General features: G+C 37.0%; 25 protein-coding genes. 22 read left to right on the forward strand and 3 right to left on the reverse strand.

The features are described from left to right. Positions 1-61 precede the first annotated feature (61 nt). The 10 genes from QV06_RS00255 (at position 62) to QV06_RS00300 (ending at position 12,204) form a co-directional block, all read left to right on the forward strand. Complete coding sequence (locus QV06_RS00255) at positions 62-784, forward strand: YwiC-like family protein (protein WP_065236413.1); 723 nt, start codon at positions 62-64, stop codon at positions 782-784. Between the two features lie 78 nt (positions 785-862). Then, a complete protein-coding gene (gene parE / locus QV06_RS00260; protein WP_065236414.1) occupies positions 863-2,773 on the forward strand; it encodes a DNA topoisomerase IV subunit B in 1,911 nt (636 codons plus the stop codon). Positions 2,774-2,800: 27 nt separating this feature from the next. Then, entirely contained in the window at positions 2,801-5,095 is a 2,295-nt protein-coding gene (gene parC / locus QV06_RS00265; RefSeq protein WP_082984995.1) for a DNA topoisomerase IV subunit A, read from the forward strand. Between the two features lie 119 nt (positions 5,096-5,214). Beyond that, a complete protein-coding gene (gene rpsO / locus QV06_RS00270) occupies positions 5,215-5,484 on the forward strand; it encodes a 30S ribosomal protein S15 (RefSeq protein WP_065236415.1) in 270 nt (89 codons plus the stop codon). A 458-nt stretch (positions 5,485-5,942) separates the two neighbouring features. Continuing rightward, complete coding sequence (gene cyoA / locus QV06_RS00275; protein WP_065236416.1) at positions 5,943-6,875, forward strand: ubiquinol oxidase subunit II; 933 nt, start codon at positions 5,943-5,945, stop codon at positions 6,873-6,875. A 26-nt stretch (positions 6,876-6,901) separates the two neighbouring features. Next, positions 6,902-8,884, forward strand: a complete 1,983-nt coding sequence (cyoB, locus tag QV06_RS00280; RefSeq protein ID WP_065236417.1) for a cytochrome o ubiquinol oxidase subunit I — start codon at positions 6,902-6,904, stop codon at positions 8,882-8,884. Further along, complete coding sequence (locus QV06_RS00285; protein WP_065236418.1) at positions 8,884-9,492, forward strand: cytochrome o ubiquinol oxidase subunit III; 609 nt, start codon at positions 8,884-8,886, stop codon at positions 9,490-9,492. Before cyoB ends, QV06_RS00285 begins: the two co-directional genes overlap by 1 nt. Continuing rightward, positions 9,489-9,821, forward strand: a complete 333-nt coding sequence (gene cyoD / locus QV06_RS00290) for a cytochrome o ubiquinol oxidase subunit IV (protein WP_065236419.1) — start codon at positions 9,489-9,491, stop codon at positions 9,819-9,821. Before QV06_RS00285 ends, cyoD begins: the two co-directional genes overlap by 4 nt. Positions 9,822-9,833: 12 nt before the next feature. After that, positions 9,834-10,721 carry a heme o synthase gene (gene cyoE / locus QV06_RS00295; protein ID WP_065236420.1) on the forward strand — a complete coding sequence of 296 codons (888 nt, stop codon included), beginning with the start codon at positions 9,834-9,836 and terminating at the stop codon, positions 10,719-10,721. Positions 10,722-10,806: 85 nt separating this feature from the next. Next, complete coding sequence (locus QV06_RS00300) at positions 10,807-12,204, forward strand: MFS transporter (RefSeq protein ID WP_245174211.1); 1,398 nt, start codon at positions 10,807-10,809, stop codon at positions 12,202-12,204. Between the two features lie 291 nt (positions 12,205-12,495). Here the strand turns inward: QV06_RS00300 and QV06_RS00305 are convergent, their stop codons facing one another. Next, positions 12,496-12,786: a DUF5339 domain-containing protein gene (locus QV06_RS00305; protein WP_065234523.1), complete on the reverse strand. Its 291-nt coding sequence runs from the start codon at positions 12,784-12,786 to the stop codon at positions 12,496-12,498. A gap of 476 nt (positions 12,787-13,262) precedes the next feature. On the opposite strand from QV06_RS00305, the gene QV06_RS00310 reads away from it, so the two are divergent. From QV06_RS00310 to pal, 10 genes are all read left to right on the forward strand, one after another. Further along, a complete protein-coding gene (locus QV06_RS00310) occupies positions 13,263-14,813 on the forward strand; it encodes a cytochrome ubiquinol oxidase subunit I (RefSeq protein ID WP_065236421.1) in 1,551 nt (516 codons plus the stop codon). A 15-nt stretch (positions 14,814-14,828) separates the two neighbouring features. Further along, positions 14,829-15,965, forward strand: a complete 1,137-nt coding sequence (cydB, locus tag QV06_RS00315) for a cytochrome d ubiquinol oxidase subunit II (RefSeq protein ID WP_065236422.1) — start codon at positions 14,829-14,831, stop codon at positions 15,963-15,965. A gap of 10 nt (positions 15,966-15,975) precedes the next feature. Beyond that, on the forward strand, positions 15,976-16,074 hold the full coding sequence (locus QV06_RS11370; RefSeq protein ID WP_082984996.1) for a cytochrome bd oxidase small subunit, CydX/CbdX family: 99 nt from the start codon (positions 15,976-15,978) through the stop codon (positions 16,072-16,074). 9 nt (positions 16,075-16,083) lie between these two features. After that, entirely contained in the window at positions 16,084-16,374 is a 291-nt protein-coding gene (gene ybgE, locus QV06_RS00320; RefSeq protein WP_065236423.1) for a cyd operon protein YbgE, read from the forward strand. 96 nt (positions 16,375-16,470) lie between these two features. Next, a complete protein-coding gene (gene ybgC, locus QV06_RS00325; RefSeq protein ID WP_065236445.1) occupies positions 16,471-16,881 on the forward strand; it encodes a tol-pal system-associated acyl-CoA thioesterase in 411 nt (136 codons plus the stop codon). Positions 16,882-16,902: 21 nt separating this feature from the next. Next, positions 16,903-17,592 (forward strand): protein TolQ, encoded by a 690-nt coding sequence (tolQ, locus tag QV06_RS00330; protein ID WP_065236424.1) that lies wholly within the window; start codon positions 16,903-16,905, stop codon positions 17,590-17,592. Between the two features lie 29 nt (positions 17,593-17,621). Further along, the gene (gene tolR, locus QV06_RS00335; RefSeq protein ID WP_065236425.1) at positions 17,622-18,047 is read left to right on the forward strand and encodes a colicin uptake protein TolR; all 426 of its coding nucleotides are present in this window, start codon (positions 17,622-17,624) and stop codon (positions 18,045-18,047) included. Between the two features lie 18 nt (positions 18,048-18,065). Continuing rightward, a complete protein-coding gene (gene tolA, locus QV06_RS00340) occupies positions 18,066-19,220 on the forward strand; it encodes a cell envelope integrity protein TolA (RefSeq protein ID WP_065236426.1) in 1,155 nt (384 codons plus the stop codon). A gap of 26 nt (positions 19,221-19,246) precedes the next feature. Then, complete coding sequence (tolB, locus tag QV06_RS00345) at positions 19,247-20,545, forward strand: Tol-Pal system beta propeller repeat protein TolB (protein WP_065236446.1); 1,299 nt, start codon at positions 19,247-19,249, stop codon at positions 20,543-20,545. A 10-nt stretch (positions 20,546-20,555) separates the two neighbouring features. Continuing rightward, positions 20,556-21,008, forward strand: coding sequence for a peptidoglycan-associated lipoprotein Pal (pal, locus tag QV06_RS00350; protein ID WP_065236427.1), 453 nt, complete (start codon positions 20,556-20,558; stop codon positions 21,006-21,008). A 206-nt stretch (positions 21,009-21,214) separates the two neighbouring features. Here pal and gloA2 read toward each other — a convergent pair whose 3' ends face one another. Together gloA2 and hemA are read right to left on the reverse strand one after the other, a co-directional pair. Then, on the reverse strand, positions 21,215-21,619 hold the full coding sequence (gene gloA2 / locus QV06_RS00355; RefSeq protein WP_065236428.1) for an SMU1112c/YaeR family gloxylase I-like metalloprotein: 405 nt from the start codon (positions 21,617-21,619) through the stop codon (positions 21,215-21,217). 8 nt (positions 21,620-21,627) lie between these two features. Next, positions 21,628-22,941 carry a glutamyl-tRNA reductase gene (gene hemA / locus QV06_RS00360; RefSeq protein ID WP_065236429.1) on the reverse strand — a complete coding sequence of 438 codons (1,314 nt, stop codon included), beginning with the start codon at positions 22,939-22,941 and terminating at the stop codon, positions 21,628-21,630. Positions 22,942-23,317: 376 nt separating this feature from the next. Between hemA and QV06_RS00365 the strand changes: the two genes are divergently transcribed. Both QV06_RS00365 and QV06_RS00370 read left to right on the forward strand, forming a co-directional pair. Beyond that, positions 23,318-24,112, forward strand: a complete 795-nt coding sequence (locus tag QV06_RS00365; RefSeq protein ID WP_065236430.1) for an inositol monophosphatase family protein — start codon at positions 23,318-23,320, stop codon at positions 24,110-24,112. Positions 24,113-24,125: 13 nt separating this feature from the next. Next, the gene (locus QV06_RS00370; protein WP_065236431.1) at positions 24,126-25,466 is read left to right on the forward strand and encodes an MFS transporter; all 1,341 of its coding nucleotides are present in this window, start codon (positions 24,126-24,128) and stop codon (positions 25,464-25,466) included. The last annotated feature ends 19 nt before the right edge of the window (positions 25,467-25,485 follow it).

Genomic DNA, 25,485 nt, shown 5'->3' on the forward strand with positions numbered 1-25,485 from the left:
ATATATCATTGTTGGGTTTAAAGTTAAAATTCAGAACTATTATCAACTGTTAGGTCAAAAAATGAAACTATTAATTTCCAATCAACATGGTGCTATCGTTATGGCACTTTTACCATTTTGTTATGGCGTTCTGCTTACTACACCTATCGGATTACACATCTGTTTATTAGTTGCGTGGTTTGCGTTGTATTTAATGACATATCCTTTTTTAGCTTTATTTAAAGGCAGAAATATGTTGTTGTATTGGCGTTGGACTTTCATTTATGGCGGTATTAGTCTTGTTTTTGCGTTACCTGCTATTTGGTATAACCCACAGATTCTCTATTTTGTAGTAGCAATGTTGCCATTGGTTTTGGTGAATATTTACTATACTAAGACAAAAAATGAACGCGCCTTATTGAATGATGTAGCAGCGATTATTATTTTTGCGATTGCAGGCATGGCTGCTTATTATTTTCCCTCTCAGCAATGGGATTTTCATCTTGTCGAAATTGCGTTATATCCTAGCTTATTTTTCTTAGGCACAACTTTATATGTGAAAAGTGTCATGCGTGAGCGGAAAAATCCGATTTACTATTATGTGTCTTGTGGTTTTCATGTAGTTTGTGCGGTATTACCTCTCTTGTTAGTAAATTGGCTGTTAAGTTTAGCTTTTGTTATTCCTCTATTGCGTGCAATTTTATTGCCTAAACGAAAATTGTCGGTGAAACAGACAGGGCTGGTAGAATTTGCAATCTCGTTCTACTTTTTAGTAATGATTTACCTTGCAACAGGGATAAATTAATTTCGTAAAGTAGCAATTTGTTCACTGCTAAAAAAATGCTAGAATCTAGCCCTTTGTGATTAATAGTAGCTTAGAACAATGAGTCAAGAGATTTATAACGCCAACGATATTACAGTTTTAAAGGATCTCGAGCCAGTACAGTTACGCCCGGGAATGTACACAGATACCACACGACCAAATCATCTAGGTCAAGAGGTGATTGATAACAGTGTAGATGAAGCCTTAGCAGGATATGCAACAAAAATTGAGGTTGTGCTTTATCCTGATCAATCACTTGAAGTCATTGATAACGGTCGAGGAATGCCAGTTGATATTCATCCAGTTGAAAAAATTTCTGGTGTAGAACTGATTTTAAGTAAGTTGCATGCAGGCGGTAAATTCTCTAACAAAAATTACCAATTTTCAGGTGGTTTACATGGCGTAGGTATTTCGGTTGTAAATGCGTTATCTGCGCGTGTAGATGTTACTGTCAAGCGTAATGGTGAGGTTTATCATATTGCATTTGCGGATGGAAAAAAGGTAGAGGAGCTTACGGTTATTGGTAGTTGTGGGCGTAGAACCACAGGTACAGCAGTTAAATTTTTACCTAATCCAAAATATTTTGATTCTGCGAAATTTTCATCCACTCGCCTACGTCATTTATTACGTGCCAAAGCAGTACTTTGTCCAGGATTGGAAATTAAGTTTGTTGATAAAGTAAATCAAACGGAAGATGTTTGGTGCTATCAAGATGGATTGTCTGATTATCTAATAGAAGCGATTGATGGTGTAGAAACTGTGCCAGAAAAACCGTTTATTGGTGAATTTAATGCAGCAACCGAAACGGTGAGTTGGGCGTTATTCTGGTTACCAGAAGGTGGAAATGTCATTGGTGAAAGTTATGTTAATTTAATTCCAACTCCATTAGGTGGGACTCATGTTAATGGATTACGCCAAGGTTTATTAGATGCAATGCGGGAGTTTTGTGAGTTCCGCAATTTATTGCCACGAGGGGTAAAATTAACCGCCGATGACCTTTGGGATCACTGTGCCTATATCTTGTCTTTAAAAATGCAAGATCCTCAATTTGCAGGACAAACTAAAGAGCGTTTGTCATCACGTCAAAGTGCAGTCTTTGTGACTGGTGTTGTAAAAGATAGCTTTAGTTTATGGCTGAACCAAAATGTGCAACAAGCAGAACAACTTGCTGAAATGGCAATCGCTTCTGCACAACGCCGTTTACGTAGTGCAAAGAAAGTAGTACGGAAAAAATTGGTGAGTGGACCAGCTTTGCCAGGAAAATTAGCAGATTGTACGCAACAAGATCTGGCTCGTACTGAATTATTTTTAGTGGAGGGGGATTCTGCGGGTGGTTCGGCTAAACAAGCGAGAGATCGTGAATATCAGGCAATTCTGCCATTACGAGGAAAAATTTTAAATACTTGGGAGGTCGCAGGTGACCAAGTTTTAGGCTCGCAAGAAATTCACGATATTGCAGTGGCTTTAGGGATTGATCCAGATTCAGATGATTTATCACAACTACGCTACGGCAAAGTCTGTATTTTAGCGGATGCTGATTCAGATGGTTTACATATTGCAACTTTATTATGTGCACTATTTTTACGTCATTTCCCGAAATTAGTGGAAGAAGGGCATGTCTATGTTGCAATGCCACCGTTATATCGGATTGATTTAGGTAAAGAAGTTTATTATGCCCTTGATGAGGGAGAAAAAGAGGCGATTTTAGAGCGCTTACAAAGTAAACGAGGTAAAGCGAATGTACAACGTTTCAAAGGGTTAGGGGAGATGAATCCATTACAATTACGCGAAACCACGATGGATCCGAATACTCGCCGTTTAGTGCAGTTAGTGTATGAACCAACAACTCAGACGGAAGGCGAAGTTGATCATACCTTTGAAATTTTGGATATGTTATTAGCGAAGAAACGAGCGGATGATCGTAAAAATTGGTTACAAGAAAAAGGCGATCATGCTGAACTTAGCGTTTAAAATCGATGAATGAGTAGAGAGAGAATAATGACAACAATTAACTATGAAGGGGTTGAGCAAATGCCAATAGGGCATTTTACCGAAAATGCTTACCTCAATTATTCAATGTATGTGATTATGGATCGTGCCTTACCATTTATTGGTGATGGTCTAAAGCCAGTGCAACGCCGTATTATCTATGCGATGTCAGAATTGGGATTAAATGCAACGGCAAAATATAAAAAATCAGCGCGTACGGTAGGGGATGTATTAGGTAAGTTTCACCCGCATGGTGATACTGCTTGTTATGAAGCAATGGTGTTGATGGCGCAACCTTTTTCATATCGTTATCCCTTAGTTGATGGGCAAGGAAACTGGGGGGCGCCAGATGATCCAAAATCTTTTGCTGCAATGCGTTATACCGAATCTCGTTTATCAAAAATCTCAGAATTGTTGTTATCTGAATTAGGGCAAGGAACGGTAGATTATCAGCCTAATTTTGATGGTACGATTGAAGAACCCCAATATTTACCAGCACGATTGCCACATATTTTGCTTAATGGAACAACCGGTATTGCTGTGGGTATGGCGACAGATATTCCACCGCATAATATTAATGAAATTGCAAATGCATTAATTTTATTGCTGGATAAACCAGATGCCACCATTACGGATCTGTTAAAAATTGTCAAAGCACCAGATTTTCCAACAGAAGCTGAAATTATCTCGCCAAAAGAGGATTTACAAAAAATCTATACGCAAGGTAAAGGCTCATTAAAAATGCGTGCTGTATGGAAAAAAGAAGATGGAGAGATCGTGATTAGTGCGATTCCTTATCAGGCATCAGGGGCAAAAATTATTGAGCAAATTGCGACGCAAATGCGTAATAAAAAATTGCCGATGGTTGATGATATTAAAGATGAATCTGATCATGAAAATCCGACTAGAATTGTGATTGTTCCTCGTTCAAATCGGGTGAATGAAGATGAATTAATGGCGCATCTGTTTGCCACTACGGATTTAGAAAAAAGCTATCGAGTCAATATGAATATGATTGGCTTAGATCGCAAACCTGCGGTTAAAGATCTCTTTACGATTTTAACGGAATGGTTGGTGTTTAGACGTCAAACGGTGACACGCCGTTTGCAATATCGCTTAGATAAAGTTTTGGCTCGTTTGCATATTTTAGAGGGCTTGTTGATAGCTTTTCTGAATATTGATGAAGTGATTGACATAATTCGTCATGAAGATGAACCGAAACCAGTGTTGATGGCACGCTTTAATCTTTCAGAGGAACAAGCTGAAGCCATCTTAAATTTACGGTTACGCCATTTAGCGAAATTGGAAGAAACTGAGCTAAAAGCAGAACAACAGCAATTAGCGGAAGAACGTCAACAGTTAGAAAAAGTATTAGCATCAGAGGCGAATCTTAATCAACTGATCAAGCAGGAAATTCAGCAAGATGCAGAACAGTTTGCTAGCCCTCGTCGTTCTAAAATTGTAGAACGAGCAGAGGCAAAAGTGATTGCGGAAAGTGCGTTAGTTCCTGTAGAACCGGTTACTGTGATTTTATCTGAAATGGGCTGGGTTCGTTGTGCTAAAGGGCATGATATTGATCCAGCAACATTAAGTTATAAAGCAGGCGATAAATATCTTGCACATGTTTGTGGGCGTTCTAATCAACCAGTTATTTTCTTAGATAATACAGGTCGTAGTTATAGCCTAGATGCGTTGTCATTACCATCTGCTCGTTCACAAGGTGAACCAATAACTGGAAAATTAACATTACCTGCAGGCGCGGCGATTGAACAGCTATTGATGAGTAAACCAGAACAAGCGGTATTGATGGCTTCTAATGCTGGCTATGGGTTTGTATGCCAGGTAGAGGATCTCATTTCTCGTAATAAAGCGGGTAAAGCGACAATTTCATTACCAGAAAATGCAAAAGTATTACCGCCAGTCATTGTAGAAAATAAATCTGCTTTATTAGTTGCAATTACTACTGCAAATAGAATGTTAGTATTTCCATTAAGTGAGCTACCTGAGTTAGCGAAAGGAAAAGGTAATAAAATTATTAATATTCCTGCGGCGAAAGCAAAATCACGAGAAGAGTTGTTAGCAAGATTATTGTTAATTAATCAGGGTAGCAGCTTAATTTTCCGTGCGGGTAAGCGTAAAGTAACTTTAACTGCAGAAGAGGTTACGCATTATTATGGTGAGCGTGGACGTAGAGGTGGCGCATTGCCTCGTGGAGTACAATTTAGTACAGAAATTGAAATCATTGCGCCGGTAGAACCAGAAAAAAGTGAAACAGATGAAGAGTTTGTTTTAACTGGTGAATAATGGATATAAAATATTTTGCCATTCGTTTAGAGAACGGGTAAAATGCACAGCTCTTGTCGTAGCTGGATTAGAGATCGGCTATCGATGTATTTATAACCTTAACTTTTTAGGAGTTTATTATGTCTCTAAGTACTGAAGAAAAAGCAAAAATCGTTGCTAAATTTGGTCGTGATGCAAAAGACACTGGTTCATCAGAAGTTCAAATTGCATTATTAACTGCACAAATTAACCACTTACAAGAACACTTTTCAGTTCATAAAAAAGACCACCATGGTCGCCGTGGTTTATTAGGTATGGTTTCACGTCGTCGTAAATTATTAGACTACTTAAAACGTTCTAACTTAGAAAGCTATTCTAACTTAATTAACCGTTTAGGTTTACGTCGCTAATTTTTACGTTTTTTATCTAGCCCGAAAGCAAGCAGTTTTCGGGCTATTTTTTATCTTCATCATTGATACATCTTCTTAATTTATCTGCAACAAATTATCAGGCAACGCACCAAAAATAAAGCATAGGGTTTCTAGGTTGAGTGAATATGACTTAACTTAGTGTCAATGCTCAGTTATCTGGTGGTGTAACCAATCAATTTATCCTCATTTTATGGTTTATTAGGTTGACTTTAACTTAGGTTATAGGCATTAAAAAAACTATTCAAATAATACAAAAAAAGTGACGAAAATATGAAAAAAATGTTAATATGACATCCCGTTTTAATTTTATATAATCCTAAGAAGCAGAGTCATGATTGCACGCACAAAACTGCTGTTATTTTGTCCGCCAGCATATTAAATATCTTGTGCTTCATTCTCTAAAACTTTAGTTTGTTTCTGTATTGAGGTTATTATTTATGAAACTGAGTAGTAAACATGCCAAATGGAGCTTTGTGCTTGCCTGTGCCACTTTTTTACTAAGTGGTTGTGAGAATGCTGTATTGCTCAATCCTAAAGGTCAAATCGGCATGGCGGAGCGTGATCTCATCCTTGTTGCAACTGGCCTAATGTTGCTTGTTGTGATTCCAGTCATTGTGATGGCAATTGCATTTGCTCGAAAATATCGAGAAAGCAATATAGGTGCTAAATATACGCCAAACTGGGCACACTCTAATAAGATCGAAATGGTTGTTTGGGGAATCCCCATTATCATTATCCTTATTTTAGGAACGATCACATGGAAAACCACCCATTCACTTGATCCATACCGTCCATTAGAACATGAGAATAAACCAATCACTATTCAAGTGGTTTCTCTAGACTGGAAATGGTTGTTTATTTATCCTGAACAAGGCATTGCGACAGTGAACGAAATTGCCTTCCCACAAAATACCCCTGTGGAATTCAAAATCACTTCAGATACAGTGATGAACTCCTTTTTCATTCCACAATTAGGTAGTCAAGTTTATGCGATGGCTGGTATGCAGACTAAACTACATCTAATTGCTAATGAACCTGGTACTTACAAAGGTATCTCTGCAAGTTATAGTGGTTCAGGATTTTCAGGTATGAAATTCAATGCTATTGCTACCCCAGATGAAGCTTCTTTTGAAGATTGGGTTGCTAAAGTGAAGCAGTCATCAGACTCTTTAGGCACTATGGAAGCATATAATCAGGTAGCTACACCAAGCAAATATGATAAACCGAAGTATTTCTCTAGTGTTGTTCCGAATCTGTTTTATGAAATTATGGCAAAATTTGGTAGCCCTCATATGCATAAACCGCAAGAGCACAATATGCATGGCGCACATATTTCGCACAATGAGTCATCAGTAGCAATTACTGAATAGTTGGATAAGCATCGAAGGATATAACTATGTTAGGAAAATTGTCATTAGACGCTATACCGTTTCATGAACCTATTGTGATGGTAACGGTTAGCGGTATTATTTTGGGCGGTATTGCTGTCATTATCGCTTTAACTTATTTCAAATTGTGGGGGCCGTTATGGCGTGACTGGATTACCACAGTTGACCACAAACGTATCGGTATTATGTACATCTTTTTAGCCATTGTTATGTTAATACGTGGCTTTGCGGATGCAATCATGATGCGTAGCCAACAATTTTTGGCATCAGGTGGACATGAAGGTTTTTTACCTCCAGAACACTATGATCAAATTTTTACGGCTCACGGCGTTATTATGATTTTCTTTGTTGCGATGCCGTTTGTGATTGGTTTAATGAATATTGTTATTCCACTCCAAATTGGGGCTCGTGACGTTGCTTATCCATTTTTAAATAACTTAGGTTTCTGGTTTACTGCAGTCAGTGTGGTATTGATTAACCTATCTTTAGGGGTTGGTGAATTTGCTAAAACTGGTTGGTTGGCTTATCCGCCATTATCGGAGTTGCAATACAGTCCTGATGTTGGGGTCGATTATTGGATTTGGACGCTGCAGATATCGGGGATAGGGACGACGCTGAGTGCGATTAACTTTATTGCGACCATTTTAAAAATGCGTGCCCCAGGAATGAGCTTAATGAAAATGCCAATTTTTACTTGGGCTTCTTTCTGTTCTAACATATTGATCTTAACTTCGTTCCCGATTTTAACTGCAAGTATTGCGTTACTTACATTAGATCGCTATTTAGGGATGCATTTCTTCACCAATGATTTAGGTGGTAACATGATGATGTATATCAACCTAATCTGGGCATGGGGACACCCTGAAGTATATATCCTTGTATTACCTATGTTTGGGGTATATGCGGAAGTTACTGCAACTTTCTCCCGTAAGAAAATGTTTGGTTACACCTCTATGGTGTGGGCAACCGTATGTATTACTATTCTGTCTTTCATCGTTTGGTTGCACCACTTCTTTACTATGGGATCGGGCGCAAACGTTAATGCCTTCTTTGGTATTGCCACTATGATTATTTCCATTCCAACTGGGGTGAAAATTTTCAACTGGTTATTCACTATGTATCGAGGCCGTATCAAACTTAGCGTACCTATGTTATGGACGATCGGCTTTATCGTCACCTTTGCGATTGGTGGGATGACAGGTGTATTGTTAGCGGTACCAGCTGCTGACTTTGTATTACACGGCAGTGTATTCTTAATTGCACACTTCCATAACACAATTATCGGTGGGGTAGTATTTGGTCTATTTGCTGCGATGAACTATTGGTTCCCTAAAGCACTTGGATTTACCTTAGACGAAAAATGGGGTAGACGTGCATTCTGGTGCTGGCAAATTGGCTTTATTGTAGCATTCTTACCATTATATGCATTAGGCTTTATGGGGATGACTCGTCGTTTGAGCCAACAAATTGATCCAGAGTACCATTTATTACTCGGTGTAGCAGCGCTTGGTGCAGTGATTATTGCTTGTGGTATTGCATGTCAATTTATCCAACTCGGTGTATCTATCCGCGATCGTAACAAAAACAGAGATACAACAGGTGATCCTTGGGGTGGACGTACACTTGAATGGGCAACTTCTTCACCACCACCTTTCTATAATTTTGCGGTTACCCCTCGTGTCGAAGATCGTGATGCTTTCTGGGATAACAAAGAAAAAGGTGTGGCTTATGCTAAACCAGCAACTTATGAGCCTATCCATATGCCAAAAAATACCGCAGCGGGCGTTATCATAGCTGTATTTACTATGGTATTTGGTTTCGCAATGATCTGGCATATCTGGTGGTTAGCGGTTGTGAGTTTTGTAGGTATGATTGTCACATGGATTGCTAAGAGTTTCGATCAAGATGTGGATTACTATGTTCCAGTTGATCAAATTGAAACAATTGAAAACAAACATTTTAAAGAATTATCTCAAGCAGGGCTGCAATAATGTCAACAAATACTGTAATACATGAAAGTGTCCATCATGGGCACCACGATACTGGGCCGATTAAAGTTTTCGGGTTTTGGATTTACCTAATGAGTGACTTGATTCTATTTTCTTGTCTGTTTGCCACCTATATCGTATTGTTACCTGGTACGGCAGGTGCGCCAACTGGCAAAGAGATTTTCGAGTTACCATATGTATTAGTAGAAACCTTCTTATTGTTATTCAGCTCAATTACTTATGGTTTTGCTGTGTTAGCAATGAATCGTAATAATGCTAAACAAGTTTTATTATGGTTAGTAGTAACTTTCCTATTTGGTGCTGCTTTCGTTGGTATGGAAATAAATGAGTTCCACCACCTTATCGCACAAGGTATAGGACCTGATCGTAGTGGTTTCCTTTCAGGGTTCTTTACTTTAGTGGGTACACACGGTTTACACGTTACTGCTGGTTTGATTTGGATGGTAGTGATGATGGTACAAGTGGCTAAGCGTGGTCTGTCTTCAATTAACCGTACCCGTCTGATGTGTTTAAGTTTATTCTGGCACTTCCTTGACATTGTTTGGATTTGTGTCTTTTCCGTTGTTTACTTGATGGGGGTTTTACTATGAGTCATGGTAACCACGATTATGCAACTACTGAACATGGTAGTGTTAAAAGCTATCTGATCGGCTTTGTCTTATCTGTTATTTTGACACTAATTCCATTCCTTATGGTAATGAATGGTAGTGTATCGAAAACTGCATTATTAGCGATTATTGCTGTTACAGCTGTAATTCAATTAATTGTTCAGCTTGTATGTTTCTTGCATATGGGAACTTCTCACGATGAACGTTGGAATCTCATATCATTCATCTTCACTGCCATTGTGATTCTATTGTTGGTGGCACTATCCATCTGGATTATGTGGAGTTTGAATGCAAATATGATGGCAGGCTAAATAGGATTTGCCATGATTAAATCTTACCTACAAGTAACCAAACCAGGAATTATTGTCGGCAATCTTATTTCGGTTGTCGGCGGTTTTCTGCTGGCGGCTAAAGGGCATATGGATCATATGCTATTTATTTATACGGTTATTGGCGTGTCATTAGTGGTAGCATCAGGTTGTGCATTTAATAATTTGATAGACCGTGATATTGACCGCAAAATGGAACGTACAAAAAATCGTGTATTAGTTAAAGGTTTAGTATCAGTAAATGCTACTTTTATGTTAGCCATTGTGTTAGGGCTTTTAGGATTTGCTATTCTTTATTTTGGGGCTAATCCTTTAGCTATGTGGTTAGCGGTGATGGGGTTTATGGTATATGTATTTATCTATAGCCTCTATATGAAGCGTCATTCTGTTTATGGTACTCTCATAGGTAGTTTGTCTGGCGCAGCTCCGCCGGTCATTGGTTATTGTGCTGTTAGTAATGAATTTGATACGGGAGCATTGATTCTATTAGCAATTTTTAGTCTCTGGCAGATGCCTCACTCTTATGCTATTGCAATCTTTCGTTTTAAAGATTACCAAGCAGCGAATATCCCGGTGTTACCTGTAGTAAAAGGTATTGCTGTTGCTAAACATCATATTCTGCTTTACATTATTGCGTTTATGTTTGCCGCACTTATGCTATCCATAGGTGGTTATGCTGGCTATAAATATCTTATAGTGGCTACTACGGTAAGTATATGGTGGTTATGTATGGCACTATCTGGGTATAAAGCAGAGAATAATGATTATGTTTGGGCAAGAAAATTATTTGTATTTTCTATTATTACTATTTTCACCCTTAATATTATGATGTCTATTGACTTTATGGTTCCAGCACACGAAATGGTTAGTCTGACTAATTAATTATTTGTCAATTTACTAAGAATAATCATCTAAAATCTGTCCTCTGGGCAGATTTTTTATATTTGTTTAATTTTATTGAGCGTCCATGAAAAGAACAGTAATTAATAATGATAACCGCATGACAGCTGAAGAGCGTAAAGCTACGTGGGGACTTGGTACAATTTTTTCCTTACGTATGTTTGGTATGTTTATGGTACTGCCAGTGCTTACTACCTATGGTATGCATTTGCAAGGTGCGAATGAAACACTTATCGGTATTGCTATTGGGATCTATGGGTTTATGCAAGCTATTTTTCAAATCCCATTTGGTTTGTGGTCAGATAAGATAGAACGCAAAACTTTGATTATTCTAGGGTTATTGATTTTTGTAGTTGGGAGTGTAGTAGCTGCTTTATCCACTTCAATTTGGGGTGTGATTATTGGACGTGTGCTGCAAGGGAGTGGTGCTATTTCTGCGGCAGTTATGGCACTATTATCCGATTTAACGCGTGAACAAACACGTACTAAAGCGATGGCTTTTATTGGAGTATCTTTTGGGATTACTTTTGCTATTGCTATGGTAACAGCTCCTATTATTACTCATCAGATTGGATTACAAGGCTTATTCTGGTTTATCGCTATATTGGCGGCTAGCGGAATTTTCTTAACTATAACGATTATTCCAAAAAGCCAATATCATATACGTAATAGTGAATCTGCTGTGGTTAAAGGCTGTTTAAAAGAAGTATTACGTCAACCACAGATAATTAAGCTCAATTTTGGCATTTTCTGTATGCACTGTTTATTGATGACGACTTTTATTGCGTTGCCTCTCTGTTTTGAACGTGCTGGTTTCCCTGCACATCGTCATTGGCAGATCTATCTTGTTACTATGTTGATTGCCTTTGTAAGTGTAGTGCCTGGCATTATTATTGCTGAAGTCAAACGAAAAATGCGGGTTGTTTTCTTATGTTGTATTGTGATTCTGATTGCAGCTGAAACGACTTTGTGGCAAGCAGATAATCAGCTATGGATCCTTATTCTAGGAACATTACTATTCTTTATTGCCTTTAATCTTATGGAAGCATTGCTGCCATCCCTTATTAGTAAAGAAGCACCAGCAGGGAGTAAGGGGACAGCAATGGGAGTCTATTCAACTTTCCAATTTTTTGGGGCGGCAGCTGGAGGCAGTTTAGGCGGCTGGATTGTAGGGAATGAGGGTACAACAGCATTATTCTTATTGGCGACTGTATTAGCTTGTTTATGGCTTTTACTTGCTTTTACTATGAAAGAACCACCGTATTTGGCTAATCTTCGTATTCAACTTCCCGAATATAATTATAATCTCGCTTGGCAAGACTTTTTCTTGCAACAAGCTGGCGTTCATGAAGCGATCATTATTGCAGAAGAGCAATGTGCTTATATTAAAATTGATAGTACAGTAACTAATCGCCAAGTTTTAGAAGCTGCACTAGCACAGAGGAAAAATGAGCGTGCATTTTAATTTGAGTATTTGTCGTATTTGAAATTATAGGTAAAAATTTAGTGATATCTTAGGTATATAAGATTAAGTAACTGTATCTCTTGTATGTCAGCAGTCTTTTGTTACTTACATAAAGTAATTAATACACTAAATATGTAAGAGGATTCAAACTATTAACTTATTTTAAAAGTATAATTAAGAAGAAAAAGGGTATTTAATTAGGGATAAATGTATTCAATACAAAATTAAAAGTACAGATTTTATACAATATACACATGATAAATATCTGTACCTTATATTAACTGAGATTAATTAGTCATCTTTACCTTTCAAATTATTTAAAGCAACTAATCCTTTATCACAACTTTTAATTTGATGTTCAACACTCATCTGTAAAATCTTTTGTTTACTTTCTGAAAGTTTATTTTTTATGTTAGCAAGTTGAGGATGGGTACCTGGTTGTTTTTCTGCTTCTGCAATTAGGTCATCAGTTTGTTGGAAAAGTTGCTGGCATTGGGTTGGTAAATTATTTGGAGTTGCTGCTAAAACGCTAGATGAAAGCACTAAAGATAGTGTGGCAGCGAAAAAAGAAAGTTTAAGCATAAAGATCCTAAAATAGATGAATAAATGATTGTCGAAAAAATGTGCTAGAAAAATAGCAAAAAAATGTTTTTTTGTCTAGCTGATTGAATGATTTTTGTATGAAAAAATGACGCTAATTAAAGAAATAATTTGAGTAATATTTTTTAATAAAATGTTAATAAAATATAAAAATTGATTTATATCAAAAATAATATATATCTTTAAATTTATTTTTTTGATTTTAATAGCTATTTTGTGATCAATTTAAAACTTTTAAGGTTTCCTATACCCCATATTTAGGAGTAGAATAAAAGATGTATTAAACGGTTAGAGTTATCCTTTATTTCTTGTAAAGAAATAAATCATATCTTTGCCTGAGTTTGATATGGAAAAAGCTCATTCATTAATTTTGGTAATTAATTGATAGCTATGTGGGGTGATTACAAAATTTGTAATCTAAATTTGGAAAGTTGTATTTAGGTACAAGAGGTTATGAGATGCTAGACGTCGTTGAACTCTCGAGATTGCAGTTTGCATTAACTGCACTATACCACTTTATATTCGTACCACTTACATTAGGTCTTTCATTTATTTTAGTAATAATGGAGACCATTTATGTAACGACTGGTAAAGAGGTATATAAAGATATGACTAAGTTCTGGGGTAAGTTATTTGGTATTAACTTTGCCCTAGGGGTAACAACTGGGATTACAATGGAATTCCAATTTGGTACTAACTGGTCTTATTATTCACACTATGTAGGTGATATCTTCGGTGCACCATTAGCTATCGAAGCATTACTTGCTTTCTTCTTAGAATCTACATTCGTTGGTTTATTCTTCTTTGGTTGGGATAGATTAACTAAAGCAAAACACTTATTAGCAACTTATTGTGTGGCGTTTGGTTCTAATCTTTCCGCTATGTGGATCCTTGTTGCTAACGGCTGGATGCAAGCACCACACGGTGCAGAGTTCAATTTTGAAACTATGCGCATGGAAATGACCAGTTTCTTAGATCTCTGGTTAAATCCAATTGCTCAAACTAAATTTGTGCACACACTCTCTGCTGGTTATGTGGCAGGTGCAATGTTTGTATTAGCAGTAAGTTCATACTATATCCTTAAAGGACGTGATTTAGGATTTGCAAAACGTTCATTCTCTGTGGGTGCAACATTTGGCTTTATTGCTGTCTTCACCGTATTATTACTTGGTGATGAATCTGGTTACATCATTGGACAAGAACAACCAACAAAACTAGCTGCAATGGAAGGGGAATGGAATACTGAACCAGCTCCAGCAGCATGGAATGTTGCGGTGATTTCAAACTCAGCAGAAGGTCGTAATGAATTTGCATTACAAATTCCTTATGCAGCAGGTATTATTGCAACTCGTTCTTTAGATAAAGAAATTACTGGGTTGAATGAGTTACGAGTGCAAAATGAAGAGCGTATTCGTAATGGTATGACTGCATATGGTTTATTGGAAAAACTTCGTTCAGGCCAAAAAGATGCAGACACTATTGCACAATTTAAAGCAGTAGAAAAAGATCTTGGCTATGGTTTATTACTTAAACGTTATACTGACAACGTAGTTGACGCAACTGATGCACAAGTAAAACAAGCAGCAGCAGATACTATTCCTGATGTAGGACCTACATTCTGGTCATTCCGTATTATGATGCTTGCGGGCGGTTTATTACTTCTTCTACTCATTTGGGCATTTGCTGCCAATGTTAGAAAATCAGTGGGATCAAATAAATTGTTGCTTAAAGCATTACTTTATGGGCTTCCACTTCCATGGGTTGGTATTGAAGCAGGTTGGTTCTTAGCTGAATACGGAAGACAACCATGGGCAATTTATGAAGTATTACCAGTAGGGATAGCAAACTCAGCATTAACCACAGGAGATCTTTGGTTCTCAATTGGTTTAATCTGTCTCCTTTACACAATCTTCTTGATTGCAGAAATGTATCTCATGTTTAAATACAGCAGACTTGGTCCAAGTGCATTAAAAACAGGTCGCTACTATTTTGAACAATCAACTAAATAAGCAGGAGCCTAAATCATGATTGATTATGAATTTCTACGATTTGTATGGTGGATCCTCTTAGGTGTGTTGCTTATTGGATTTGCAGTTACTGATGGATTTGATATGGGCGTATTAACACTTCTTCCTTTTGCAGGTAAAAGAGAAGTTGAAAAACGCATTATGATTAACTCAATTGCTCCACACTGGGATGGTAACCAAGTTTGGTTATTAACCGCTGGTGGTGCAATGTTTGCTGCATTCCCACTTATTTATGCGACATCATTCTCTGGCTTTTACATTGCGATGATTTTAGTTTTAGCAGCGTTATTCTTCCGTCCAGTCGGATTAGAATACCGTGCGAAAATTAATAATCCAACTTGGCGTGCAGCTTGGGATTGGGGATTATTTGTAGGTGGATTTGTTCCTTCACTTGTATTCGGAGTTGCTTTTGGTAACTTATTACAAGGTGTACCATTTGAATTTACTTCTATTGTCCAAGTGAAATATACAGGCACATTCTTTGAATTATTAAATCCATTCGCACTTCTTTGTGGTGTGATTAGCTTAGCAATGCTTACTACACAAGGTGCTGCGTGGTTACAAATGAAAACTACCGCTGATTTACGTAATCGTGCGAGAGTAATTTCACAAGTGGGTGCAATTATAACTTTAGTTACATTCATCTTAGCTGGTGTATGGTTACTATTCAAAGATGGTTATGTTGTAACAAGTGCTATTGATCATAATGGCCCGACTTCACCACTTGGCAAAGAAGTAGCAGTACAAACTGGTGCTTGGTTCAATAACTATAGAGAAATGCCAGTACTTTGGATTTTCCCAGTGCTTGCAGTAGTTTCTGCTTTATTAAATATTGTATTTTCTAAAGCGGATCGTTCTGGATTTGCCTTCTTCTTCTCTTCATTGACAATGGCAGGCATTATCTTAACTTGTGGTATTTCAATGTTCCCATTCTTAATGCCATCAATTACACATCCAGAAATGAGTCTTTTAGTTTGGGATTCAAGCTCAAGTAAATTAACCTTAACCTTAATGTTAGGTTTTGCACTTGTGTTTGTAGTCATCTTATTAAGCTACACTATTTGGTCATATATCAAGATGTTTGGACGTATTGATGAAAGCTTCATCGAAAATAACAAACACTCATTATACTAAGGAGAGAAATATGTTTTATGTAACTTGGATTTTGGGCGTATTGTTTGCAATTTGTCTAACAGCAATTATTAATATCAGTATTGAAAAAACTGGAAAATTTGATGAGTAATCTGAGCATATGATTCAATCACTTTATCAATTAACTAATAAGGGCTCGCTAAGAGCCCTTTCTTTCATATTAGCAGTTGTACTGACGGCATCTATTTTTACTCATACGGAAAGATTTGCATTAAATTTGGGTGGAATTTCACCAATTTATACCTTAATTATCTTTTGGAGTGTGGTAACATTATGGATTCATGGTTTTGGTTTAGAGATCTATAGAGCGATTTGGAGATTACTGTTCTTGCCTCTTATTGCATATGTAATTGCAATAATTGGGTTAGGAGTTATCTACTTTTTAGTTTAAAAAATAAAAAATTTTTTGATGACCTATTGCAGTTAATTTTGACGTTCATTAGAATAGCGAAACTTTTTGATTATAGAGAAAACAGATAGCATAGCAATGAAAAATATCTCTATTTTCCCCATTCGCATCTATTATGAAGATACAGATGCCGGGGGTGTTGTTTATCATGCTCGCTATCTTCATTTTTTTGAACGAGCTAGAATAGAATTCTTGAGAGAAAAAGGTGCCTCTCAAAATGAACTTATTCAACAGCAAGATATTGCTTTTGTTGTTAAACAGATGGAAATTGATTTCCACTACCCAGCTCGCCTAGACGATTTGTTAAGCGTCGAAACGACTCTAGTTGAAGTTAAAAACGCCAGTTTAGTTTTTACACAAAAGTTGACAAAAGGTGATCGCCTTTATTGTTCAGCAAAAGTCAGCGTAGCTTGCGTAAAAATAACTCTCATGAAACCCACCGCTATTCCTCAAGAAATCAAAACATTATTTAAAAGTGAAAGACCGTAATAGACAATTATGGAGTATTAAATGTCTGAATTGAATTTTTTCGATTTATTTATTAAGGCAAGTACCGTTGTACAAATAGTGATCTCAATTTTAATCCTATTTTCAATTATTTCTTGGGCGATCATTGTTCAACGTAGCAAAATTTTATCGACAGCATTAAAACAATCGATGAGTTTTGAAGAACGTTTCTGGTCAGGTGAAGATTTAACTAAACTTTATGAAGGATTATCTAATCGTCGTGATGGTTTATCTGGTAGTGAACAGATTTTCTTTGTTGGTTTTAAAGAGTTTTCACGCTTAAAACAAGCTAATCCAAATGCATCTGAATCTATCATTCAAGGTAGCTCAAGAGCAATGCACTTAGCAATGAATCGCGAAATTGAAGATGTAGAAAATACAGTCCCATTCTTAGCAACAGTTGCTTCTGTAAGTCCATATATTGGGTTGTTTGGAACTGTATGGGGAATTATGCATGCATTTATGGCATTAAGTAATGTAAAACAAGCAACATTACAAATGGTCGCACCAGGTATTGCTGAGGCATTGATTGCAACTGCGATTGGTCTTTTTGTTGCAATCCCGGCTGTAATGGCATATAACCGTTTAAGTTTACGTGTAAATAAACTAGAACAAAATTACGCTAACTTTATTGATGAATTTACGACAATTTTGCACCGTAAAGTGTTTGGGCAAAATAATTTCCATAATTAATTGATGAAGTCGTAAGCAAAGAGGACATTATGCAATACCGTCGTCGTCAGAGTCGTTCAATTAAATCTGAGATAAACATAGTACCTTTTCTCGATGTATTGTTAGTTTTGTTATTAATTTTTATGGCTACAGCACCGATTATTAGTCAAAGTGTGCAAGTAGATTTACCAGATTCTACAGATAGCCAAACGGTTTCAAATGAAGATAAGACACCTGTTATTTTGGAAGTTAATGGAACAAGTGAATATACACTTTCTATTGATGGTGTACGCAATGAAAATTTAACAGAAGAAATGGTTGTGCAAATGGCAAAAGAGGCTTTTGAGAAAGACAACACCACATTATTTTTGGTAGGTGGAGCAAAAGATGCGCCATATGAAGAGATCATTAAAGGGTTAAATTTACTGCATACAGCAGGTATCAAAAGTGTGGGCTTAATGACAGATCCACTATAAGAGAATTAGGATAAAATTGTGCAATATAATCAGCAACAGAAATTCAAAAAAGCAGTTTTGATTTCAATTGTCTTGCACGTCTTGCTTTTTGCATTACTGTTTATTGGATCACGTTTAGAAGAAGTGCGTCCAATGGGTGGAGGCGAAGGAAATGGTGAGGTTTTAGGTGCAATAATGGTTGATACTGGTGCTGCTGCTCAAGAGTGGGGACGATTACAGCAAGAGAAAAAAGGTAATCCGCCTGCTAAACAAGAAGTTGCAGATAAAGAAAGAGAGCAACAGAGTAAAGAGTTAGCCGAGAAAGAGCGCCAAGAAGCACAAAAAGCTGCTGAAGAAGCGAAAGAAAAAGCTGAAAAATTAGCAAAAGCGCAAGCAGAAAAAGCAGCAGAAGAAGCCAAAGCTAAAGCAGAACAGGTTGCTAAAGAACAGGCGGAAAAAGCAGCTGCGATAGCAAAAGCTAAAGCGGAAAAAGAAGCGAAGGAGAAAGCTGAAAAAGCTGCAGCCGAAGCGAAGGCTAAAGCAGAACAAGCTGCTAAAGAGAAGGCAGAAAAAGCAGCGGCGGAGGCAAAAGCAAAAGCTGAACAAGAAGCGAAAGAAAAAGCTGAAAAAGCTGCAGCCGAAGCGAAGGCTAAAGCAGAAAAAGAGGCAAAAGAAAAGGCTGAAAAGGTCGCAAAAGCTAAAGCCGTAGCTGAAGCGAAAGCAAAAGCCGATGCAGAAGCCAAAGCAGCAGCAAAAGCAAAAGCTGATGCCGAAGCTAAAGCACAACGCTTAGCTCAACAGAGTGCATTAGACGATTTTCTTAATAATGGTGATATTGGGGGCGGTAGCAGTAGCAAAGGAAGTAACCAAAATCGTAAAGGTTCCGAAGGATCCAGTGGCAGTGGTGGTGCTGGTGAAGGTGATGTGGTAGGCGACCAATATACAGCGATTATAAAGCGAGAAATTCAACGTCGTTGGCGGAAAGATGCAAGTTTTGCGAATAAAGTTTGTACTGTACAAATTGAGCTAGCAAGAGATGGAACGATTTTGAGTTATCATAAAGTGTCTGGCCCAGATGATATTTGTACTTCTGCATTAAGGGCGATTGCGCTAACGAAGAAAGTGCCAGAACCACCATCTGATGCAGTATATCGGAAGTATCAAAATCCAGTAATTGACTTTAAATTAAGATAATTAAGCATAGGAAGAGAATCCTTATGATGAAGAAAATTATTTACACATGGATACTAGGTGTTGTTTGCCTAGTAATGCAGGCAACGCAGGCACTTGCGGAAGTTCGTATTGTGATTGATGAAGGGGTTGATAGTGCGAGACCAATCGCGGTAGTGCCGTTTGAATGGAATGCACCAGGTTCACCACCAGCAGATGTGGCAGACATTATCTCTTCTGATTTACGTTTTAGTGGAAAATTTAATCCTATTCCAGTAGATAGAATGCCACAACAGCCAACTTCGGCAGGTGAAGTTAATGTTCAAGCATGGTCTGCATTAGGAATTGATGCGATTGTGGTTGGGCAAGTTACGCCTGCAAACGGTGGTTTCAATATTTCTTATCAATTAGTTGATACAGTAGGAGCTTCAGGTACTCCTGGTGCAGTATTAGCACAAAGCTCATATACTGTAACTAAACAGTGGATTCGTTGGGGAGCTCATACAGTAAGCGACCAAGTATTTGAGAAATTAACTGGTATTCGTGGGGCGTTTAGAACAAGAATTGCATATGTAATTCAAAATAATTCAGGTTCTTATGACCTGCAAGTTTCTGATTATGATGGTTATAATGCATTCAATGTGTTCCACAGTTCACAACCAATTATGTCGCCAGCATGGTCTGCTGATGGTAAGAAATTAGCATATAGCGTGTTTGAAAAGAAAAAATCTTTACTGGTATTGCAAGATCTTGCTAGTAAATCACGTAAAATTATTGCATCATTACCAGGTCATAACGGTGCGCCATCATTTTCACCAGATGGTTCACGTATTGCATTTGCTTCTAATGCAGGTGGTGTTTTAAATATCTATGTAATGAGTGTTAATGGCAATTCACCAATAAAATTGACAAGTGGTAGTGGTAATAATACAGAGCCAAGTTGGTCATCCGATAGTTCATCTATTATCTTTACTTCTGACCGTAGTGGTGCACCAGCAGTTTATATGATGAATGCAAATGGTGGCGATGTTACATTGCTTAGTCCTCCAGGAAATAGCTATAGTGGAGAAATGTCTCCTGATGGTAAAGAAGTTGTAATGGTGAATGGTAATAAATTGGTAAAAAAAGATTTAGAAAGTGGAAGTATTACAGCATTAACTTCAACTTTCCTAGATGAAAGCCCAAGTTTTGCGCCAAATGGTACTATGGTAATTTATAGTTCTACACAAGGCGTAAGCAAGGTCTTACAATTAGTGTCCTCTGATGGACGTTTCAAAGCAAGGTTGCCAGGTTCAGGGGGTGGACAAATTAAATTCCCTGCTTGGTCACCATATTTAACTCAAAATTAAGGAGAATAAAATGAAAAAATTAGCTAAAGTGTTAATGGTTGCAGCACCAGTATTAGTGTTAGCAGCTTGTAGTAGCTCAGATAAAGCAGCTGACCAACAAGGTAAACTATACGGTAATATGACTGCTCAAGAATTACAACAACGCTACAACACAGTATACTTCGGTTTCGATAAATATGATATCCAACCAGAATATGCTCAATTATTAAATGCTCACGCACAATACTTAACAGATTCTTCTGCTAAAGTACAAGTTGAAGGTCACACTGACCCACGTGGTACCCCAGAATACAACATCGCGTTAGGTCAACGTCGTGCAGATGCAGTTAAAAACTACTTAACTGGTAAAGGCGTTCAAGCTGGTCAATTATCTACAATCTCTTACGGTGAAGAAAAACCAGCTGTATTAGGTCACACTGAAGCTGACTACGAGAAAGATCGTCGTGCAGTATTAGCATACTAATCTGACTATTTTTAGTTTTTAGATTCTCTCTGGAAAGCCCCATAACGGGGCTTTCTTTTTTTCTTGTTTTATGAGCATAGAAAAGAACAAAAAGCTTGTTCTTTTAGAGAATAAACCACAGCTATTGTTTGATTATATTTATTCGTCTTGTACATCAAATAAAAAAAGGTAGCATCATCTACCCTTAATCATTTTATTTTATCAATCTATACAACATCCCACTGGTAAATTTCTAATGGCAAGCCATCAGGATCTTTGAAAAAAGTAAATTTCTTCCCGGTTAATTCATCAATTCGGATAGGTTCACATTCCACTTGGCGGTGTTGAAGATAAGTAATAGTTTGCTCAATATTTTCAACTTTAAAAGCGAGATGACGTAGCCCACAAGCTTCTGGATTCGTTGGTCTTGGTGGAGTAATTGGGAATGAAAAAAGTTCAATTTGACTACCATCTGGAAAACTCAAGTCTAGCTTATAACTATCACGTGCTTCACGGTAAGTCTCTTCAATAATATTTGCTCCCAAGATATCGACATAAAAATGCTTGGATATCTCATAATTAGACACAATCAATGCAATATGGTGAAAACCAAGAAAAGGGGATGATGACATAATTACTCCTATTTATCTTTTTCTTCTAATCCTAATGATTTAGAAAAAAGTTGCAAACCCTTTGTTTCACCAGATTTTACTAGTTCTTGCATTACTTGAGTTGGTACGTGTAATAGACGATTCATCAACTTATAACTCAATTCTTGTAATACTTTTTCGCTATCAGTGCCTTGCTGTAATGAAATGATTGCTTTATCAAGTAACTCTAAACGAATTTGTTCAGCTTGTTGACGATAATTTTTAATTAAGCTTGAAGATTGATGTAATTTTAACCATAGGAAAAAATCAGCACACTCTTCCTGAATAATGCTCTCGGCTGCTTCAGCTGCATTTTCACGTTGTTGCATATTATGTTGAATAATATTTTGTAAGTCATCAACACTATAGTGATAGACAGCATCAAGTTGACTTACACTCTCTTCAACATCACGCGGCACAGCTATATCAATAATCAACATTGGATCAAAACGACGTTGTTTTTGTGCATTTTGTACCATTTCTTTGCTAATTAAGATATTTGAGCTTCCTGTGGATGAAATCACAATATCTGCTAGATTTAGTCCTTCTTGTAATTGGTCTAAAGAGAGAATATCCATTTGCCCACCGACACGTTCAGCTAATGCTTGGGCGTTGGCAATAGTACGGTTAGCTATTATGATATGCTTAGCACCGTGTTGGAATAAATGACGACTAACTAACTCGATTGTTTCTCCTGCGCCTACTAATAAAATCCGTAATCGTTTAAATGAATCAAAAATTTGACGTGCTAAACTGCAAGCAGCATAAGCAACAGAAACTGCATTACCACCGATTTCGGTTTCAGTTCTTACTCGTTTTGCAGTAGAAAATGTCTTTTGAAATAAACGTGACAGTTCTGTAGAAATCGCAGTATGGTTTTTCTGATAGAAATTTTCACTAAATTGGTATGCTTGTTTTACTTGGCCTAAAATTTGTGGCTCACCTAAAATTAAGGAATCAAGACCACAGGCGACTCGCATTAAATGAATTACACACTGCTGATTTTGTTGGAGATAAAGAGCCTGTTCTAATTCTTCTATTGTTAATTGATGTAATTGAGCAAACCATAACTTTATTGCCGTAATCCATTGCTGATTCTGCTCACTCTGTTCAACGGGAGAAATTTGACGATTATGTAGATAAACTTCGGTTCTGTTACAGGTTGATACAATTACTGCACTTTCTGCTAATTCAGATTGTAGTTGCTGTAATGCAATCTGACGTTTTTCATCATTAAATGCAACTTTTTCACGCAAGGCGACAGTTGCTGTTTTATGGTTAATACCTAACACCAAAATTGCCATAAATCACTCTTTTATTTTTGGCGAATAGTCGCCATTCCCACAAATATAAAATTAAAAAATCTAAAACCTTTGAATTTTAAATAATCTTGTAATAAGTCGCAAATAAAAGGTCTGTTTTTTTGATCTAGATAAGAAAGATACCTATTTATAGTAAGTGTCTGATTATACAGCTTTACTTTTTAGTGCTTAAAGAAAATATATATTTCGATTTGATAACAGGAAAGAAGATATTTTTAATATTTTTGAAAAATTTATTTGATCACTATCTCAATTTTGAAATTATATTCTTTAATTATACTTATGATAGGCATAGTATCTATTTTGTTACTGATTTTTTAGTAACTATTTTGGATTATTTATTTCTAGGAGAGATGTTATGAACGAAAAAATTCAAAATCGTTATGCATTCTCTATTGATTTGATCAAAAAAGCAGGTGGTATAGCTTTATCTTATTATCTCAATAGAAATCAATTAACTATCGAATGTAAAAAAGGGGATAAACAAGACCAAGTCAGTATTGCTGATAAAACAGTTGAGGCTAAGTTACGCCAAGCTATTAAAGAAAAATTCCCTACAGATGGATTCCTTGGTGAAGAATCGGGTTATGCTGGTTTAGATAGTGAGTTTTGTTGGATTGTTGATCCAATTGATGGGACGAGTCCATTCTTAAACGGATTGCATGCTTGGTGCATCTCTATTGCCGTGTTGCATCGTAATGAAATTGTAATAGGTATGGTATTTGATCCACTGCATAATGAGCTATTTCATGCCAAATTAGGTGCAGGAGCGTATCTTAATGATTTACCTATTCATACGTTAGATCCTGCAGAAAATGTACAAGATGGTTTAGTTGGTTTAGGAATGTCACATCGCGTTCCGCCAAAAACGATTTTACCGTTTTTAGAACAGTTATTAAGTGAGGGTGGCATGTATGTGCGTAACGGCTCAGGAGCATTAAGTCTGGCTCAAGTCGCCGCTGGAAGATTATTAGCTTATTACGAACCACATATGAATTGTTGGGATTGTGCGGCAGGAATGTTATTAGTTCGTGAAGCAGGTGGTACGGCAAATAATATTTTAGCTAACAATGGCTTGTTGAAAGGCAATTTTGTATTAGCTGCAGCTAATCAATCAACTTATCAACAACTTGATTTAATGAGAACTATATAAATAGGAGGACATTATGTCTATTCTTCGCTTCTTTGCTGCTACTCCTCCCCTTCCATTAAAAAACTTATCAGAACAATCATTTAGATCTGTAAGATGGAAAAGTTTCTGGGCTTTTTCTATCGCTTATGCAACCTTTTATGTCTGTCGCCTTTCTTTTAATGTTGCAAAACCAGTTTTAGTTAAAGAAGGTGTAGTAACACCGACTGAACTAGGTATTATCGGGGCTGCAATTTTCGTCACTTATGCTGTGGGAAAATTTGTCAATAGTGCTCTGGCTGATCACTCAAATATTACTCGCTTTCTTTCATTTGGATTATTTATCTCTGCTATTTGTAACTTTGCAATGGGGTTGAATACCAGTGCTATTGTATTAGCGGTCATCTGGGGAATTAATGGTTGGTTCCAATCTATGGGAGTTGGACCTTGTGTTGTCGCACTATCTCGTTGGTATGATGATAAAGAAAGAGGTTCTTACTATGGTTATTGGTCTGTTGCACACAATGTTGGTGAAGGGATTACTTTTGTAGTAACAGCAGCAGTCATTTCGTATTTTGGTTGGCAGCTAGGTTTTGCTTTCTCTGGGGTAGTTGGTTTGTTAGGTATGCTCATTGCTATTTTATGGATGAAAGATTCACCAGCAAGCCTTGGTTTTAAACCAATTATTCATATGCAAAATGACAGCGAAAAATTAGATAACAAGGAAGTTTTAAAGCATCAATGGGATGTGATTAAGAATCCTGCTATCTGGCTATTAGCTATTGCCTCATGTTGTATGTATATAGGGCGTTATGGGGTGAATAGTTGGGGTGTATTCTTTCTTGAAAATGGAAAAGGTTATACCACAGTAGAAGCGGCAAGTATTATTAGTGTCAATAGTATTGTTGGTATTCTAGGAACTATTGTTTCTGGTTGGTTATCAGATCGTTTTTTACAAGGAAAACGTAATATGATGACTGTTGTTGTGGCTTTACTTAATACTATTTCACTAGCTGCATTCTTATTTGCACCGAGTGGCAATGTCTGGTTCTCAATTATTGCTTTATCTGTATTTGGTATCACTTTAGGTATCCAATTATGCTTCTTAGGTGGTTTATTAGCGACAGATGTATCTCATAAATCAGCATCAGGCATTGCATTAGGTATGATGGGGCTATTTGGTTATGCTGGTGCATCATTAGGTGAATTTCTCACTGGATTTATGATTGATAAAACAACAACTATTGTAAATGGTGTTAAAGTTTACGATTTTGAGAGTTTATCTTATTTCTGGATTGGTGCTGACTTTATGTCTGTTGTGGCAGCAGTCTTATTTTCTATTTTAGTGGTAGTCCAAGAAAAACGTAAACAGCACTAATTTATTCAATTTTTATTAA

It is taken from the genome of Gallibacterium genomosp. 3 (genome assembly GCF_001678475.1).
Taxonomy (GTDB): domain Bacteria; phylum Pseudomonadota; class Gammaproteobacteria; order Enterobacterales; family Pasteurellaceae; genus Gallibacterium; species Gallibacterium faecale.

Coding starts and splice junctions, on each gene's coding strand:
- cyoA (WP_065236416.1), top strand. CDS start 5,943: ATGAAACTGAGTAGTAAACATGCCAAATGGAGCTTTGTGCTTGCCTGT.
- QV06_RS00285 (WP_065236418.1), top strand. CDS start 8,884: ATGTCAACAAATACTGTAATACATGAAAGTGTCCATCATGGGCACCAC.
- cyoB (WP_065236417.1), top strand. CDS start 6,902: ATGTTAGGAAAATTGTCATTAGACGCTATACCGTTTCATGAACCTATT.
- ybgE (WP_065236423.1), top strand. CDS start 16,084: ATGATTCAATCACTTTATCAATTAACTAATAAGGGCTCGCTAAGAGCC.
- QV06_RS00255 (WP_065236413.1), top strand. CDS start 62: ATGAAACTATTAATTTCCAATCAACATGGTGCTATCGTTATGGCACTT.
- tolB (WP_065236446.1), top strand. CDS start 19,247: ATGAAGAAAATTATTTACACATGGATACTAGGTGTTGTTTGCCTAGTA.
- parC (WP_082984995.1), top strand. CDS start 2,801: ATGACAACAATTAACTATGAAGGGGTTGAGCAAATGCCAATAGGGCAT.
- QV06_RS00305 (WP_065234523.1), bottom strand. CDS start 12,786: ATGCTTAAACTTTCTTTTTTCGCTGCCACACTATCTTTAGTGCTTTCA.
- gloA2 (WP_065236428.1), bottom strand. CDS start 21,619: ATGTCATCATCCCCTTTTCTTGGTTTTCACCATATTGCATTGATTGTG.
- QV06_RS00300 (WP_245174211.1), top strand. CDS start 10,807: ATGAAAAGAACAGTAATTAATAATGATAACCGCATGACAGCTGAAGAG.
- hemA (WP_065236429.1), bottom strand. CDS start 22,941: ATGGCAATTTTGGTGTTAGGTATTAACCATAAAACAGCAACTGTCGCC.
- cydB (WP_065236422.1), top strand. CDS start 14,829: ATGATTGATTATGAATTTCTACGATTTGTATGGTGGATCCTCTTAGGT.
- cyoD (WP_065236419.1), top strand. CDS start 9,489: ATGAGTCATGGTAACCACGATTATGCAACTACTGAACATGGTAGTGTT.
- QV06_RS00370 (WP_065236431.1), top strand. CDS start 24,126: ATGTCTATTCTTCGCTTCTTTGCTGCTACTCCTCCCCTTCCATTAAAA.
- ybgC (WP_065236445.1), top strand. CDS start 16,471: ATGAAAAATATCTCTATTTTCCCCATTCGCATCTATTATGAAGATACA.
- tolQ (WP_065236424.1), top strand. CDS start 16,903: ATGTCTGAATTGAATTTTTTCGATTTATTTATTAAGGCAAGTACCGTT.
- parE (WP_065236414.1), top strand. CDS start 863: ATGAGTCAAGAGATTTATAACGCCAACGATATTACAGTTTTAAAGGAT.
- QV06_RS00310 (WP_065236421.1), top strand. CDS start 13,263: ATGCTAGACGTCGTTGAACTCTCGAGATTGCAGTTTGCATTAACTGCA.
- tolR (WP_065236425.1), top strand. CDS start 17,622: ATGCAATACCGTCGTCGTCAGAGTCGTTCAATTAAATCTGAGATAAAC.
- QV06_RS00365 (WP_065236430.1), top strand. CDS start 23,318: ATGAACGAAAAAATTCAAAATCGTTATGCATTCTCTATTGATTTGATC.
- rpsO (WP_065236415.1), top strand. CDS start 5,215: ATGTCTCTAAGTACTGAAGAAAAAGCAAAAATCGTTGCTAAATTTGGT.
- cyoE (WP_065236420.1), top strand. CDS start 9,834: ATGATTAAATCTTACCTACAAGTAACCAAACCAGGAATTATTGTCGGC.
- QV06_RS11370 (WP_082984996.1), top strand. CDS start 15,976: ATGTTTTATGTAACTTGGATTTTGGGCGTATTGTTTGCAATTTGTCTA.
- pal (WP_065236427.1), top strand. CDS start 20,556: ATGAAAAAATTAGCTAAAGTGTTAATGGTTGCAGCACCAGTATTAGTG.